Annotated in this window: 13 protein-coding genes; 6 read left to right on the top strand and 7 right to left on the bottom strand. The window is 55.3% G+C overall.

Going from position 1 to position 14,916, the window contains the following annotated elements; genetic code table 11:
* Positions 1 to 134 precede the first annotated feature (134 nt).
* From K7H09_RS12240 to K7H09_RS12230, 3 genes are read right to left on the bottom strand one after another with little or no spacing between them, the layout of a single operon-like run.
* Positions 135 to 1,427, bottom strand: a complete 1,293-nt coding sequence (locus K7H09_RS12240) for a GGDEF domain-containing protein (protein WP_230804810.1) — start codon at positions 1,425 to 1,427, stop codon at positions 135 to 137.
* A complete protein-coding gene (locus K7H09_RS12235; RefSeq protein WP_230804808.1) occupies positions 1,424 to 2,137 on the bottom strand; it encodes a substrate-binding periplasmic protein in 714 nt (237 codons plus the stop codon). The genes K7H09_RS12240 and K7H09_RS12235 overlap by 4 nt, the downstream gene beginning before the upstream one ends.
* 6 nt (positions 2,138 to 2,143) lie before the next feature.
* A complete protein-coding gene (locus tag K7H09_RS12230; RefSeq protein ID WP_230804802.1) occupies positions 2,144 to 2,869 on the bottom strand; it encodes a substrate-binding periplasmic protein in 726 nt (241 codons plus the stop codon).
* A gap of 200 nt (positions 2,870 to 3,069) precedes the next feature.
* On the opposite strand from K7H09_RS12230, the gene K7H09_RS12225 reads away from it, so the two are divergent.
* From K7H09_RS12225 to K7H09_RS12215, 3 genes are all read left to right on the top strand, one after another.
* The gene (locus K7H09_RS12225) at positions 3,070 to 4,461 is read left to right on the top strand and encodes an MFS transporter (RefSeq protein ID WP_022522090.1); all 1,392 of its coding nucleotides are present in this window, start codon (positions 3,070 to 3,072) and stop codon (positions 4,459 to 4,461) included.
* Between the two features lie 8 nt (positions 4,462 to 4,469).
* Positions 4,470 to 4,997 (top strand): retropepsin-like aspartic protease family protein, encoded by a 528-nt coding sequence (locus K7H09_RS12220; RefSeq protein WP_022522091.1) that lies wholly within the window; start codon positions 4,470 to 4,472, stop codon positions 4,995 to 4,997.
* 72 nt (positions 4,998 to 5,069) lie between these two features.
* Complete coding sequence (locus tag K7H09_RS12215) at positions 5,070 to 5,249, top strand: PLDc N-terminal domain-containing protein (RefSeq protein ID WP_022522092.1); 180 nt, start codon at positions 5,070 to 5,072, stop codon at positions 5,247 to 5,249.
* Positions 5,250 to 5,411: 162 nt separating this feature from the next.
* Here the strand turns inward: K7H09_RS12215 and K7H09_RS12210 are convergent, their stop codons facing one another.
* Positions 5,412 to 5,552, bottom strand: a complete 141-nt coding sequence (locus K7H09_RS12210) for a hypothetical protein (RefSeq protein ID WP_162836279.1) — start codon at positions 5,550 to 5,552, stop codon at positions 5,412 to 5,414.
* 230 nt (positions 5,553 to 5,782) lie between these two features.
* Here K7H09_RS12210 and K7H09_RS12205 point away from each other — a divergent pair, with 230 nt between their 5' ends.
* Both K7H09_RS12205 and K7H09_RS12200 read left to right on the top strand, forming a co-directional pair.
* Entirely contained in the window at positions 5,783 to 6,541 is a 759-nt protein-coding gene (locus tag K7H09_RS12205; RefSeq protein ID WP_007113866.1) for a response regulator, read from the top strand.
* Between the two features lie 20 nt (positions 6,542 to 6,561).
* Entirely contained in the window at positions 6,562 to 8,157 is a 1,596-nt protein-coding gene (locus tag K7H09_RS12200; RefSeq protein ID WP_041159400.1) for an ATP-binding protein, read from the top strand.
* Here the strand turns inward: K7H09_RS12200 and K7H09_RS12195 are convergent.
* Positions 8,120 to 9,058 (bottom strand): LysR family transcriptional regulator, encoded by a 939-nt coding sequence (locus tag K7H09_RS12195; protein ID WP_022522094.1) that lies wholly within the window; start codon positions 9,056 to 9,058, stop codon positions 8,120 to 8,122. The genes K7H09_RS12200 and K7H09_RS12195 overlap by 38 nt on opposite strands.
* A 115-nt stretch (positions 9,059 to 9,173) precedes the next feature.
* Here K7H09_RS12195 and metE point away from each other — a divergent pair, with 115 nt between their 5' ends.
* Positions 9,174 to 11,471, top strand: a complete 2,298-nt coding sequence (metE, locus tag K7H09_RS12190; RefSeq protein ID WP_041159399.1) for a 5-methyltetrahydropteroyltriglutamate--homocysteine S-methyltransferase — start codon at positions 9,174 to 9,176, stop codon at positions 11,469 to 11,471.
* 64 nt (positions 11,472 to 11,535) lie between these two features.
* On the opposite strand, the gene ppk1 is transcribed toward metE, so the two are convergent.
* Positions 11,536 to 13,725, bottom strand: a complete 2,190-nt coding sequence (ppk1, locus tag K7H09_RS12185) for a polyphosphate kinase 1 (protein ID WP_041159398.1) — start codon at positions 13,723 to 13,725, stop codon at positions 11,536 to 11,538.
* Positions 13,726 to 13,833: 108 nt separating this feature from the next.
* Positions 13,834 to 14,844, bottom strand: a complete 1,011-nt coding sequence (hemB, locus tag K7H09_RS12180) for a porphobilinogen synthase (protein ID WP_022522097.1) — start codon at positions 14,842 to 14,844, stop codon at positions 13,834 to 13,836.
* Between the last annotated feature and the right edge of the window lie 72 nt (positions 14,845 to 14,916).

The following is a 14,916-nucleotide window of genomic DNA, read 5'->3' as shown; positions in this document are numbered from 1 at the left end:
TTTCGATCGCTGGCTAGATAGGGTAGTCACAGTAGCGGTGCTAACGGCGATGATCATTGGTCTGGCTGCTGTGGCCGCTCACTGGCTGCTTTAAAGTACCAGCTCTGTGCAATATGTGTGCTTAACGCCCGGCTTTATGCCGGGCGTTTGCGTGTTTCGACCCGGTTTCGGCCCAGCCGTTTGGCGTGGTAAAGGTGCTGGTCGGCACGCTCAATCAGCGCTTCAGCACTAATTGATAAGCCGGGCGACATGCTGGCAACACCCATGCTAACGGTAAGCTCTGAATGGGTGCTTGAAAAAGCATGAGGAATGGCCAGTGACAGCACTGCTTCGCGCAAGCAGTTGGCAACGCCCACAGCGTCGTCATGATCCTGACCTGGCAGTACACAGACAAATTCTTCGCCGCCGTAGCGGGCGAGTAAATTCCTGGCGGGGGCAATGCACTGATTGAGCGCTTTTGCTACGGCGCGCAGGGTGTCGTCGCCCATGGCGTGCCCATAATGATCGTTAAATTCCTTAAAGTTATCGATATCGATAAAAATCACCGATAGCGGCTGCTGGGTTTGCTGCGCCAAGTGCCAGTGTTGTTGATAAAACTCATCGAAGTGGCGTCGGTTCGCCACGCCCGTCAAGCCATCCATATTAGAGAGATGATGGAGCTGGTCGCGCTGCTCCAAGCCTTGCTGAAACGCGTTTAACAAATGATCCAAACTATCCACCAGATGCCCTAACTCATCATGCTGATGTCCTCGCAACATTGGCTTGGGCCACTGGCCGGGACGATTGGGATCGGTTTGGGCAATAGCTGCGTGTACCTTGAGCAATGGGCGAGTAATAAATAGATGAAAAAAAGCGATCACCACTAGGCTTAAAATAAACGCCTCTAAAATACTCACCCCGACCACCGTGTAAATACGCGCGAGGAACTGCTGGGTTAAGTAGCTTTCTGCCAGCATCAGCTCAATCTCGCCGACGACCGATTCCGGCATGTCGCTGCCCATGTAGTAGGCGAGGTCGGTTTGGTGGTGCAGTATATCGCCAAATAAATATTGGCTGAGCCAAGTCGAATCAGCCTGTTTTGGCCTCTCAAATTCAGCCAGAGCGCGCCCAAAATCGTCACGAATCGACACCCATGCGACCTCGTCAGCATTAAATAGCCCATAGGCGATTTGGTGGGCGAGGTCGGGGTTAAGCTGGAAAGCGGCCTCTGCTGCGGCGCCGTTAACGACCGCCAACTGTTGAGTAATGCGTTGCTCGGTTTCCTGGCGCATATTGGTAGCGTGGCTGAGAAGTTCAATACTTCCTGCTACACCACTAATCAGCATAGCAATGAGCAGGGTGAGTAGCGCTTGCTTAGTGGTCAGGCTGCCTTTTTTAGGCGCGACGCCAGTGGTCAACATAGGAAAGCGAGGGCGGGGACTTATCACTGGCTCTCCCCCTGCAGGGCATCCAGCTGGGCTTGCAGTCGCTCCAGCAGTGCTTTCGAAACGTTGAGGTGGCAGGCGAGATAAAGCGGTGCGCGATAAAAAGTAAATAAATGCGCTAGCGCGATGTCCTGTTCATGTGCCATAAATTCACCGGTTGCTTTGCCTGTCACAATCACATCTAGTAGCCCCGCCTTTAAACGCGCGATATTTTCTCGCTCCGAAGGAGCAAGTAGCACATTAATGCCGCTATCAGCGACGTAATCGCCTATGGCATCTTCCCTAAAACTGCCCACTCGCCAAGCGTTCAGCCCGGAAAGTGAATCAACATTGAGCCCACGCTCGGCTAAACTGAACGCTGCCCATTCATTGACGACCAGTGGCCCCACCCAGTGAAACAGCGCTTCACGCTCAAGGGTGCGGGTGGTGGAGTAGACGCAATGGTTCTCCCTTAAGCGTGCTTCGGTGTAAGCGCGTGCCCAAGGCAGCAGCCGAAAATTAGCCTCTATGTCAGCTTGGCGAAGCGCATCACGTAGCAGTCGCGTCGCACTACCGATTATTTGCCCTTGGTCGTCCGAATAATTGAACGGTGGATACTCTTCGGTATTGATCGTCAGCGGCATCGCATGAAGTGGCAGACTGCAGCTACCGATAACGGTGATCAGGGCAACGCCCATGCAGTATTGCCATCGGCGAGTTAGGTCGTTAGCCATCGTCAACTACCTCTCGACTCGTCCCGCTTGCACCCTGTTTAAGGCCTGCTGCATCAACGCTACCAGACGTGGATCCGTGGCTTTGTTGATGGCAAAGTATAGCGAAGATTTGCTGAGGGTGTGTGTGGGGATTAAAATATCTTTAGGATAACCTTCTGACTCCGCTATCCAGCCAGCCACATCCTGACTGTAAGCCCATAGATCAACTCGCCCGCAGGTTAGCATATTGAACGCGCTTCGGTTATCAATAGCGGATACGAGTAGGCGCTCAGGATAGCCAGCTTCCAACAGCGCCTGGGCGCCGATATCTTCCCGAATGACCGCTACGGTCAGGCCGCGATCAATCGCTTGAGCCAAAGAATCAACCACAATCGGTGCGTCGCGGTGGGCTAGCAGTACGACCCGGTCTTGAGCAATCGGCCCCACCCAGTGGAAATTGACCTCTCTTGAGGGCGTACGCGTAGTGGAAAATAGCACCGTATTAGGTTGGCTGCGCGCCAGCTCATAGCCGCGAATCCAAGGGTAGTGACGGACGTCATTACGGCTTAATGGTGTTTCTGTCGCCGCAAAAATAGCCTCCAACAAATCAATCGATATCCCGGTTAATTGCTGATTATCGATATAGTTATAGGGCGGGTACTCTTCAGTAATAAAGGTTAATGCCGCCAAGGTGTCGGGCTCATCAGCCTGTCCGCTTGCGACGATTGCCAGCCAGAGGCATAGCGTGGCCATCAACCTGGTTAAGGGTTGTCGGTACACTGGCCGTAGAGATGGCTGGGCTAATCCCATCGCAGTTCTATCCGTATTACTGATCAATCAATCAAACTTAGAGCAACGCTGGTCGGCTGTCATCTCTAATCTGCCAACGCAAGCCGTGGCGCCTTGGCGGTTCTATCTGCTAGCCTTACGGCTTCCCCTGTGAGAGAAAACTAATGCTGCCTGCTAACACTGCTAAGGCGACGGATGGCTACGCATCGCGTCGAGAAATTTTCGGCTGGGCGATGTTTGATTTTGCCAACCAGGCCTACACGCTTTTGATTATTACCGTGGTATTTGGCGAGCTTTTCACCACCGTCATTGTGGGGGATCGGGGCGATAATTTCCGGTTGGCCAACTTTTTGTGGAGCCTGGCCCTGGCGATTAGTTATCTAATGGTGGTGATTACCGCGCCGTTGTGCGGAGCGGTGATGGATTACCGGGCGGAGAAAAAACGCTTTCTGCTGATTAGTTATCTCGCCACCGTGGTCACTACGGGCATGCTCTACTTCGTTGAGCCGGGCTATGTCGTTATCGGCTTGTTATTGATCGTGCTGTCTAACTACGCGTACTCCATGGGGGAGTCATTTATTGCTGCATTTTTACCTGAACTTGGGCCGCCGCAGTCGCTGGGCAAAATTTCTGGCTTTGGCTGGGCGCTCGGCTACATCGGTGGACTGTTTGCGGCAGGTTTTACCCTGGTGGTGCTAGGCGAGGCCAGCGCGGAAAACTTTGAGCGCATACGCTGGGTGGGGCCCTTTGCGGCCGGCTTTTTTCTGATTACCGCTATTCCTACGTTTTTATGGCTAAAAGAGCGTGGCACCCCTCAGCCCCGTGGCGTCTCTTATCGGCATATTGCCCTGAACCGCGTCACCACCACCCTTCACGAGCTGCGCTATTTTAAAGATCTGACGGTATTTTTGATTTCACTGCTGTTCTCGATGGCCGGCGTCTACATCATCATCGCGTTCGCCTTTATTTATGGTGCTCAAGTGATCGGCTGGGATGAAAGCGTACGTAATATCATGTTTATTATTGTCCAAGTGACCGCTGCAGCAGGGGCTCTGGGGTTTGGCTGGATACAGGATCAGCTAGGTGCCAAGCGAACGTACCAAATGACCCTGGCGCTATGGGTGTTGGCGATTATTGCTATCTGGGCAACGCCGGAGATGACGCAGTGGGTAAACGGGCAGTTTGACCTGCAGTGGCAGGCACAGTACGTATTTTTGATAGTCGGCTGCCTGGCGGGGCTTAGCCTGGGTTCCAGCCAATCTGCCAGCAGGGCTCTGGTGGGGCTATTTTCACCCTTGGAGAAATCAGCCGAGTTCTTCGGCTTCTGGGGGCTGGCGAATAAGTTGGCAGGGGTGTTGGGGATCGTCATGCTGGGGGTGTTGCAGACGCTGGTTGGTTTGCAAGCGTCTATTCTATTATGTGTTGCCCTGTTCGTTATCGCGATGCTGATTTGCGCCAGGGTCAACGAGCGCCGTGGTCGGGAGGCGGCGCTCGCCTGGGAAGCCAACAGCTATAGCAACACTAATAACGCTAACGAGGCATCCTTACCTCAGTGAGGTGGAGCATGGCAACGCACCTGGCAGGTCAAACAGCGCAACGCGGTGGTATCGTTATGATGCTGCTGTTTTGGGTGCTGTTAATGGCGGTGGGCACTTGGTGGATTCACGGTGGTCTCGAAGAGATGATGCGCCCGAACGCGAATATTGTGCATACGCTACCTGCAGGTGAGCCGGTTACCTTAAAACGTAACCGGGCAGGGCACTTTGAAGCGCCGGGACGCATCAACGGCACGCCGGTGACCTTTTTGCTCGATACTGGCGCCACCTATGTCGCCATACCGGTCGATTTGGCTAGCGAGTTAGGCCTAAAACCGGGACGCCGCGCTTGGTTCAATACCGCCAATGGTCGAGTTGAAGGTACTTTAACCGAACTCGATGAGGTTTCTCTGGGCGGTCTAAAAGTGCAGAATGTGCAGGGGTCTATCAGCCCCGGCATGGAGCGTGACACCGTTCTACTCGGCATGAGCTTTTTAAATTTATTGTCGATTGAAATACAGTCGGGTGAGATGGTGTTGAGCCTTCCCGAGCAGTGAGTTCGGCTTGTGAATGTGCCACTGATATGATTGTCTAAATTAATACGAGTGCCAACATGCTAAGGAGTTGCTATGGGCATTGAAGTAGGTGGTTTATTAGGGCTAATTTGGCTCATCATTGTGATCTGGGCCATTGTGAAAGTAGCCAAAAGCGGCGCGGGTGGTCTTGCTAAGCTGATATGGATCCTGGTGCTGCTGTTTTTCCCGTTAGTCGGCTTAATTGCATGGTTTCTGTTTGGGCCCAAAGGGTAGCCGCTGAAAAGCAAAGCTGTTGAAAAGCCCGCCTCGTGCAATTGCGTCAAAATGTGTAGTCGAAAAAAGTAGTTGTAAAAAAGTAGCTAAGTAAAAAAAGGCAGGCCACTGGTGGTCTGCCTTTTTAAGTATGCTTTAGCAATAGATATACTTAACCAAACATTACTCAATGGTGTCGTTTTCTTCCCCTGGCGGCGCCTTGTAATGCCCTGGGATTTTTAACTTCTCCCCATTGGGCAGGTCGCGCACTTGGGCTGGAACGTAAACACGCTTAATGACACTTTTCGTTTTGCTACTTCCCATGGCAGGTTCCTCCTGTCAAATTGTCGACAGTTCGCGCCTTAACAGTAGCTTCCGCAGGTGCGAGAATCAAGTATCGGGCCTTGTCTACCGATCAATGCGCATGATTGTAACGACAGAAGCGGGTGTTTTGATAGTTTTGAGTTATCCTGAGTGCCAATCATAGGGCGCCTGCGTTGGTATTGGGTGAGCGGGTGAAAAAATAAACAGCCTAAGCGGAGTGCATAAAGAGGATGGTAGATCATTTGGAACAGCAATTTCAGGCGCTTGAGTCGCAAGAGTCTGTAATGCCTGACTATCCTGATCAAGATCATGTCCTGATCATTGAGGATGACCAGCGTTTAGCCGAGCTGACCCGTGATTACTTGGAAGCGAACGGCTTCCAAGTAACGCTGGAAGCTGACGGTGCGAAAGGGGTCGACCGTATTTTAACCCTACAGCCCGATCTGGTGATTTTAGACTTAATGCTGCCGGGGGAGGACGGCCTGGCGATTTGTCGTCGTGTTAGACCCAATTTTGCCGGCCCGATCATGATGCTGACCGCTCGCACCGATGATCTCGATCAGGTCTTGGGGCTCGAAATGGGCGCCGACGACTACGTGCCGAAGCCGGTTCAACCGCGGGTGCTATTGGCGCGTATGCGCGCGCTGCTGCGCCGTGCCGACGGGCCGGCACCAGACGGCGAAATGCGGCTGCGTTTTGAAAACCTGGAGATCGATAACGCCACTCGTGAAGCCTGGCTTTCAGGCGAGCGAATTGACTTAACCAGCGCTGAGTTTGACCTACTTTGGTTACTGGGCCGTAACGCTGGCCGAGTACTCACCCGCGAAGAGATATTCAGCGACTTACGGGGCATTAAGTACGACGGCCAAGACCGCTCGATTGATGTACGCGTATCGCGCATTCGACCCAAAATTGGCGATGATCCGAATCAGCCTCACCGGATCAAAACCGTGCGCAGCAAAGGTTATCTTTTCGTCAAAGACAGTTGATCATTCAGAGGGATGGCATCATGCGGCGGGTGCTCAGTAACGGCTCGTTTTTACGCTTCTATTTGCTGTTGGGCATCGCGCTATTAGTGGTTTTTGTGATCGCCTTAGCGGGGCGCTCCTTTATCGAACAGGTGCGCCGTGAAGACTATCGTGAGCAGCTCGCCGCGCTGCCTATGTCGTTGATGACGCAACAGCTCGCCGACGCACCGGTTGAACAGCGAAATGCTCTGCTTGAGCGTTTTTCGGAACAGCTCGATTTACAGCTGACCCTGCAGCCTATCAGCGATGCGGATTTGGGATTTTTCGAACGGTCACGCCTGGAGCAGGGCAAAATACTGGTGGCTGAAAGCCCCTGGCTACTGCAACAGCGTTTGCCCGGCGACACCTGGCTGCTGCAAGCACGACTCGATGACTGGAGTGAGCACCAGTGGCATGGCAGCATTGAGTTGCTTGGTGGGTGGCTCGCGGCAGCGCCCGCGGCAGAGCGTGATGGCCGCATTGCCCAATTGCGTCCAGGGAGTTGGCCGTTGCAGCTTTTGCCTTCGTTGCCTGCGGGACTAACGGCGGCGCAGCAGGCTCAGCTGGCCAGGGGCAACGTCATCACCCAACTTGTTTCTGATAAGCTTTCAATTACGCTGCTCTATCAGTTGCCAGGCGAGTCACAATGGCTGCAAGCGGGGCCTATTTCCCGCGGCGACACCTTACCGCTGAATTTGCACTTACCCCTTTTGATGGGGCTGATGATCGTTCTCAGCCTGATTATTTATTTGATTATGCGCAGTATCGAAGCCCGCATGGCGCGGCTGGAGCTGGCTGCCACGCGGATTGCCAGTGGCCGCCTGGAAACCCGGGTAAAGGTAGAGAGCGGCGACTTTTTAGGCCGCTTGGGGATGGCTTTTAATGGCATGGCCAATCAGGTGCAGAGCCTGCTGCGCGGTCAACAGGAGATGATTCGGGCGGTTTCCCACGAGCTGCGCACCCCGGTCGCGCGTATTCGCTTTGCCGTGCAGATGGTCGAGGATATGACCGACCAACCCGCCATTCGCCGCCAGCTTCAGGGGATCGATGCGGACATTGCCGAGCTTGATGAGTTAGTTGATGAAATTCTCACCTATGCGCGACTGGGTGGAGAAACGGTTAATGGCGCTGAGCTTGAAACGGCGCTGGTAGAGTGTCGGGCCATGGCGGAACGGGTGATTGATACGCTGTCGCCGCTGCATAGGGGCTTAGCGTTGGCGCTTGCGCCTGGTCCTGAAATCGAGCTGCTGGCGGAGCCGCGCTATCTTCAGCGTGCGGTGCAGAATTTAGTCGGCAACGCCTGCCGCCATGCCAAGTCCCAGGTGATGATTCACCTCTGGGATGAGCCCAATCTGGTGCGTATTGACGTTGAAGACGACGGCCCCGGCATTCCGCCGGAAGCGCGGGCGGATATTTTCAAGCCGTTTGCCCGTCTGGACGATAGCCGTGCTCGCAGCTCTGGTGGCTACGGGTTAGGGCTTTCGATTGTGCAGAAAATCATGGCCGGGCACGGTGGTAGCGTGACCATCGATACCAGTCCCTCTTTGGGCGGCGCGCGCTTTACGCTGCTGGTTCCGCGTCGCGATCCGCAGGCTTGACCCCGGATAGCACTGCAAAGGAGGTCTCCCGCGCCGTGCGTAAAAAATCCTGCATCCATGGCGCTTCGCGGGTCTCTTCGCGAATCGCCGCATACAGCGTGCTCCATACCCCATGCTCGCCTAGCTTCACCGCGCTAACGTAATCGCGCTCTAAATACTCGGTGAGTGCCCAGTTGGGTAGTGCACACACGCCACGCCCGCTGGCCACCAGCTGCATCATCATAATCGTCAATTCGGCGGTACGAATCTCCTGAGGACGCACGTTCGCCGGTTGCAAAAACTGGGTGAAAATATCCAATCGCGACTGCTCAACGGGGTAGGTAATCAACGTTTCCTCAGCCAGTGCCTGGGGCTCTATAAACCCCCGGCCAGCAAAAGGGTGCTGGCGGGCGACGGCCAGTAACCCTTCATAGCGAAACAGCGGGGCGTAGTGAATGCCCTCAAGGGGCTGGGGGTCAGCGGTGATCACCAGATCCAGCTGCTCTCGGGCAAGCGCCGGAAGCGGGTCAAAGTGGTGTCCACTGGGAATGTCGATTTCCACTTCCGGCCAGTGATCGCGAAAATAGTCCACTGTGGGCATTAGCCACTGAAAGCAGCTGTGGCACTCAATGGCCATATGCAAACGCCCCTGCTCGGTGCCTGCCAGGCGCGCCAAATCACGCTCCGCCTTGCGTACTTCAGGCAGTACCTGGTCGGCTAGGGCGAGCAGCCGCAGCCCCGCGCGGGTGAATTCCACCGGGCGGGTTTTACGCACAAAAAGTGCGCTGTCCACGCGGCTCTCAAGATCTTTAAGCTGGTGCGAAAGCGCCGATTGGGTCAAATGCACGCGATCGGCAGCATCGACCAGGGAGCCGGTTTCGCGCAGAGCCAGCAGCGTGCGTAGGTGTCGTAACTCAATCATGTAGTGGCTCAATCATCGTGAGTGTTTTTCATCTTTACTATTAGAAACTTTAGTTTGATTCATCAAAGCCTGGTGCCCAGACTGTGTGAATTATTTCACGTTGGTAGGGTTCATCATGACAGTTTCTCATATTCTCGGCTATCCCCGCATCGGCGCTCAGCGCGAGCTAAAAAAAGCCACTGAAGCATACTGGAAAGGCGAGTGTACGCGTAGCGAGCTGGAAAACACCGCTCGCGAGCTGCGTTTGCGCCACTGGCAGGCACAGCAGGACGCGGGTTTGGATTTCGTTAGCGTGGGCGATTTCGCATTTTACGACCAAGTGTTGAACGTTTCAGTGGCGCTGGGGGCTGTGCCTGCCCGCTTTAACGCCAATAATGAAGTGGCAGGTGGCGATATCGATCTCGACACCACCTTTCGTATGGCCCGCGGTAGAGCCCCCAGCGGTGAGCCCGCCGCAGCCTGTGAAATGACCAAATACTTCGATACCAACTACCACTACCTCGTCCCCGAACTGCACGAAGGGCAAACCTTTACTCTGGCATCCAACCGGCTGTTTGACGAAGTGGATGAAGCGTTACGTGCGGGTTTTACCCCGAAAGTAACGCTGACGGGGCCGCTGACTTGGCTATGGCTTGGCAAAACCAAGGGCGGTGATTTTGACCGCCTGACGCTGCTCGACAGCGTACTCGACGTGTATGGCGAAATATTAGCGCGGCTTGCCACCCAAGGCATTGAGTGGGTGCAACTGGATGAGCCTGCGCTGGTGCAGGATCTGCCGCTGGCATGGCAGCAGGCCTATGAGCGTGCCTATCATCGCCTTCAGTCTGCGCCGCTAAAACTATTGCTAGCCACTTACTTCGGCGGCTTGGGCGATAACCTATCATTGGCGACCCGTTTGCCCGTGGCAGGGTTGCACATTGATGCCGTGCGCGCCCCCCAGCAAGTCGAGGGTGTGATTGACCGCCTTGGCCCCCATCAGGTGCTATCGGTGGGGTTTGTCGATGGTCGCAATATCTGGCGGGCCGATTTGGCTGCCTTGCGAGAACGCCTGCTGCCGTTGAAAGTGCGCCTGGGGCAGCGGCTTTGGTTGGCACCCAGCTGCTCGCTGCTGCATGTGCCGGTGGATTTGGCCCAGGAGACGGAGCTTGGTGATGAGCTGATCAGCTGGCTGGCTTTCGCGCGGCAGAAACTTGACGAGGTGGTCACCTTGGCGCGCTTGATCGATAACCGCGCCACGCCTGCCGATGAGCAGCGACTGGATCAGGCCACACGGGCGCTGGATGCCCGGCGTGAATCAACGCGTATTCACCAAGCTGAGGTCAGTGAGCGTTTGGCGGCGGTTCGCCCCGCCGATAGCCAGCGCCGGGCGCCTTATGGTGTGCGTTCTGAGGCTCAGCGTCGCGCGCTTAAGCTGCCGCTATTCCCCACCACGACGATTGGTTCTTTCCCGCAAACCGATGCGATTCGTGCCGCCCGGCGTGCTTTTAAGGCCGGTGAATTGGCATTAGCCGACTACGAAGCCCGTATGCAAGTTGAAATTGCCTACGCCGTTGAGCGCCAGCAGGCGCTGGGGATCGATGTGCCAGTGCATGGCGAAGCCGAACGTAACGATATGGTGGAGTACTTTGGCGAGCAGTTGGAAGGCTTTGCGTTTACCCGTTTTGGCTGGGTACAAAGTTACGGTTCACGCTGCGTGAAGCCGCCGGTGATCTTCGGTGACGTATCGCGCCCCGCCCCGATGACGGTGCGCTGGAGCGAGTACGCCCAAACTCTGACCGATAAGCCCATGAAGGGCATGTTGACAGGGCCGGTGACGATTCTACAGTGGTCGTTTGTGCGTGATGACCAGCCGCGGGAAACCACCTGCCGCCAGATTGCTTTGGCACTGCGCGATGAGGTGTTGGATCTGGAAAAAGCCGGGATCAAAATTATTCAAATCGATGAGCCAGCGCTACGCGAAGGGTTACCGCTGCGCCAACATGAGTGGCAGTCGTACCTTGATTGGGCGGTAGAGAGCTTCCAGCTAAGCGCTGCAGGTGTGGCCAACACCACCCAGATTCATACCCATATGTGCTACTCGGAATTCAACGACATCATTGGCGCGATTGCAGCACTTGATGCCGATGTCATCACCATCGAAACGTCGCGTTCGGATATGCACCTGCTGGATGCCTTCCAGGACTTCGCTTATCCCAATGAAATCGGCCCAGGGGTTTACGATATCCACACCCCCAATATTCCCGAGGTGAGCTGGATGGTCGATTTGATGGAGAAAGCCCTGGAAAAAATCCCCGTCGAACGGCTGTGGGTGAACCCGGACTGCGGCTTAAAAACCCGTGGTTGGGCGGAAGTAGAGCCAGCGCTGGCCAATATGGTGGAAGCGGCTAAGGTGTTACGTCAACGCTATGCGTAAACGGGCAGAGGGCAGAATCCCTCCCGCTGCCCTAAGCAGCGGGGGAGTGCTGACTTTTCGATGCCTAGCTTTTTGATGCATAGGCGTAGAGCAGGGTTTCCTGGGCACTAATGGCATCGCTGTCGCCCGGATTCTGGAGTAGGTAGCTGCCGTCGGTCTGGAGCAGCCAGCTCTGGCAGTTATCCACCAGGTAGGTCTCCAGGTCTTTGCGTACCCGGGTGGCGAGCTTCTTATCCAGCAGCGGGAAGCACGTCTCCACACGGTGGAACATATTGCGCGCCATAAAGTCCGCGCTTGAGCACCAGGTCTCCGACTTGCCATCATTGTGGAAGTGGAACACCCGAGTATGCTCCAGCAGACGACCAATAATCGAGCGCACGCGAATGTTGTCGGAAACGCCCGGTACCCCTGGCTTCAAACAGCACATACCGCGAATAATCAAATCGCACTCTACCCCCGCCTGTGAGGCCCGGTAGAGCGCTTTGATAAGCTTGGGCTCGGTTAATGAGTTGCACTTAATAATGATGTGCCCGCGCTTACCCTTACGCGCTATCTGTGCTTCCCGGTCGATCATTGCCACCAACCGCTCATGCAGCGTGAATGGCGCGTGCAACAGCGTGTCGATTTTGCGTGCGCGGCCCATTCCAGACAACTGTTGGAACACTTTATGAACATCGGCACACAACGCTTTGTTAGCAGTCAGCAGACTGTAGTCGGTATATAGCTTGGCGGTTTTAGAGTGGTAGTTACCGGTGCCCAGGTGCGCGTAGTAGCAAAGATCGCCTTTTTCACGGCGCACAATGTGCAGCATTTTGGCGTGGGTTTTGTACGCCATAATGCCGTAGACAACGATTGCCCCCGCTTCCTGCAAGCGTGAAGCCAGCTGTAGGTTGTCGGCCTCATCAAAGCGCGCGCGCAGTTCAATGACCACAGTGACTTCTTTGCCCTGGCTGGCCGCTTCCACCAGTGCGTTAACAATGGCCGAGTCTGCGCCGGTACGGTAAAGGGTCTGCTTCACTGCCAGTACATTTGGATCCCGGGCGGCTTCGCGCAGCAGGTCTTCAATCGGTGTAAACGACTGGAAGGGGTGATGGAGTAAAATGTCGTTCTTGGCGATGGCCTCAAACAGGCTACCCGCTTTGAGCGCTTTGGGAATGCTGGGGGTGAACGGCCGATAGAGTAGTTCGGGGCGATCCACATCCCCCAGTACCGACATCATACGGGTTAAATTAACCGGCCCTTTGACGCGATATAAGTCGTCACTTTCCAGTTCAAACTGGCGCAGCAAAAAGTTGGTCAAGTCATCAGGGCAACTGTCGGCGACTTCCAGGCGCACACCGCTGCCGTAGCGGCGTGCCAGCAGCTCACCGCGCAGCGCAGAGGCGAGATCCGAAACCTCCTCTGGGTCAACGCTCATATCCGCGTTGCGGGTCAGCCGGAATTGATAGCAGCCGCGTACGCTCATGCCAGGAAACAGCTCCTCGGCATGGGCATGAATCATCGAAGAGAGGAAAACATATTCCGAGAATCCCTCCTCGCATAGCTCCTTGGGCAGTGCCATCAGACGCGGTAGCGAGCGCGGCGCGGGAAGAATCGCCATCCCCCCGGCGCGACCAAACGCATCTTTGCCTTCCAACTCAACAATAAAATTGAGGCTTTTATTCACCAACCGCGGGAAAGGGTGCGAGGGGTCGAGGCCGATCGGGCTAATGACCGGCATAATTTCATTATCGAAAAACGCTTTAACCCAGGCTTTCTGCTCATCAGTCCACTGATCGCGGCGACGAAAACGCAGTCCATGGGTTTCCAGCGCGGGTAACAAGGTGTCGTTGAGTATCTGATACTGGCGATCAATTTGCGCGTGGGCAAGCTGCGAGATCTCCGCCAACACCGCTTTGGGCAGGCGGCCATCGGCGGCGGTGGTGTCGTCGCCCAGGGCAATTTGATGCTTCAAACCCGCCACTCGAATCTCGAAAAACTCATCCATGTTGGAGGAGAAGATCAGCAGGAACATTAGCCGATTGAGCAGTGGGTGGGCGTCATCTAAAGCCTGCTCCAAGACGCGGATATTGAACTGTAGATGCGACAGCTCGCGGTTGAAGTAGAGCTGGGTATCGTCGAGGTCGGTTTCAGGCTGTGCTTCACGTGCCTGGACGCCGGTTGGGGTACGGTTAATCCGTAGCGGCGTATCGCCGTCGCTGCTGGTGTGATCGGTAGACGACAGTGGTAAGGAATCTGAAGCTTGCTCGTCCATAGTGGATCTCCCCGCGTTGATAGCTCGAAGGTATCATAGCCTGATACTGGTATATCAGTGCAGTATGCGGGGAGAAGATGACAAAAAGGTGTCACCAGGTTGTCATCTTTAGCGTTGCTGAAGTAACCGCGCTGCATCTAGGGCGAAGTAGGTCAGAATGCCATCTGCGCCTGCCCGTTTGAAACACATCAACGACTCCAGTATCACCGGCTCCGCTTCTAGCCAGCCGTTGTCGAAGGCCGCGCGGTGCATGGCGTACTCGCCGCTGACTTGGTAAGCGAAGGTGGGTACCTGTAGCTCGCTTTTTACCCGCCGCACGATATCTAGGTAGGGCATGCCGGGCTTGACCATCACCATGTCGGCGCCCTCGGCGATATCCATGGCTACTTCGTGGAGCGCTTCATCGCTGTTAGCGGGATCCATTTGGTAGGTGCGCTTGTCCGCTTTGCCCAAGTTAGCAGCCGAACCGACTGCATCGCGAAAAGGCCCGTAGTAGTGCGAGGCGTACTTGGCGCTGTAGGCCATAATACGCACGTTATGCAGATGTTCCTGCTCCAACACCTGGCGAATCGCACCAATCCGGCCATCCATCATATCGGAAGGGGCGACCACATCGGCCCCCGCTTCGGCATGGGAGAGCGCCTGCTTGAGCAGGGTATCCACTGTGCGGTCATTCTGGACATAGCCGTGTTCGTCAAGAATGCCGTCTTGACCGTGGCTGGTATAAGGATCCAGCGCCACGTCCGTGATAATGCCTAATTCGGGTAGCGCTTCTTTAAGGGCACGCACGCTGCGCTGAACTAAACCGCTAGCGCTATAGGCCTCTTCAGCAAACTCACTCTTGTGCTCGGAGCCAACCACAGGAAAGAGTGCCAGTGCTGGAATGCCCAGTTCATACGCTTCGCGAGCTTGCTCAATCAGCAGATCAATAGACAGCCGTTCAACGCCGGGCATGGAGGCGACGGCTTCGCGCTGATTGATACCTTCCAACACAAAAACGGGCAGAATCAGGTCGGATGGACTCAGGCTGTTTTCCTGCATCAATCGGCGTGAGAAATCGTCGCGGCGCATACGGCGCATGCGCGTGGCGGGAAAGTGGCGGGCAGTGGGTGTACTCAAGAGGGCTCTCCATTAGAGGTCGTAAAAATCAGTGATCGTGAACATTAAGGATCGCAAATCAACATGCCCGAA

The organism is Halomonas sp. IOP_14 (assembly GCF_021021315.1).
Classification (GTDB): Bacteria; Pseudomonadota; Gammaproteobacteria; order Pseudomonadales; family Halomonadaceae; genus Vreelandella; species Vreelandella titanicae.
This window is presented reverse-complemented; position numbering and strand designations above follow the sequence as displayed.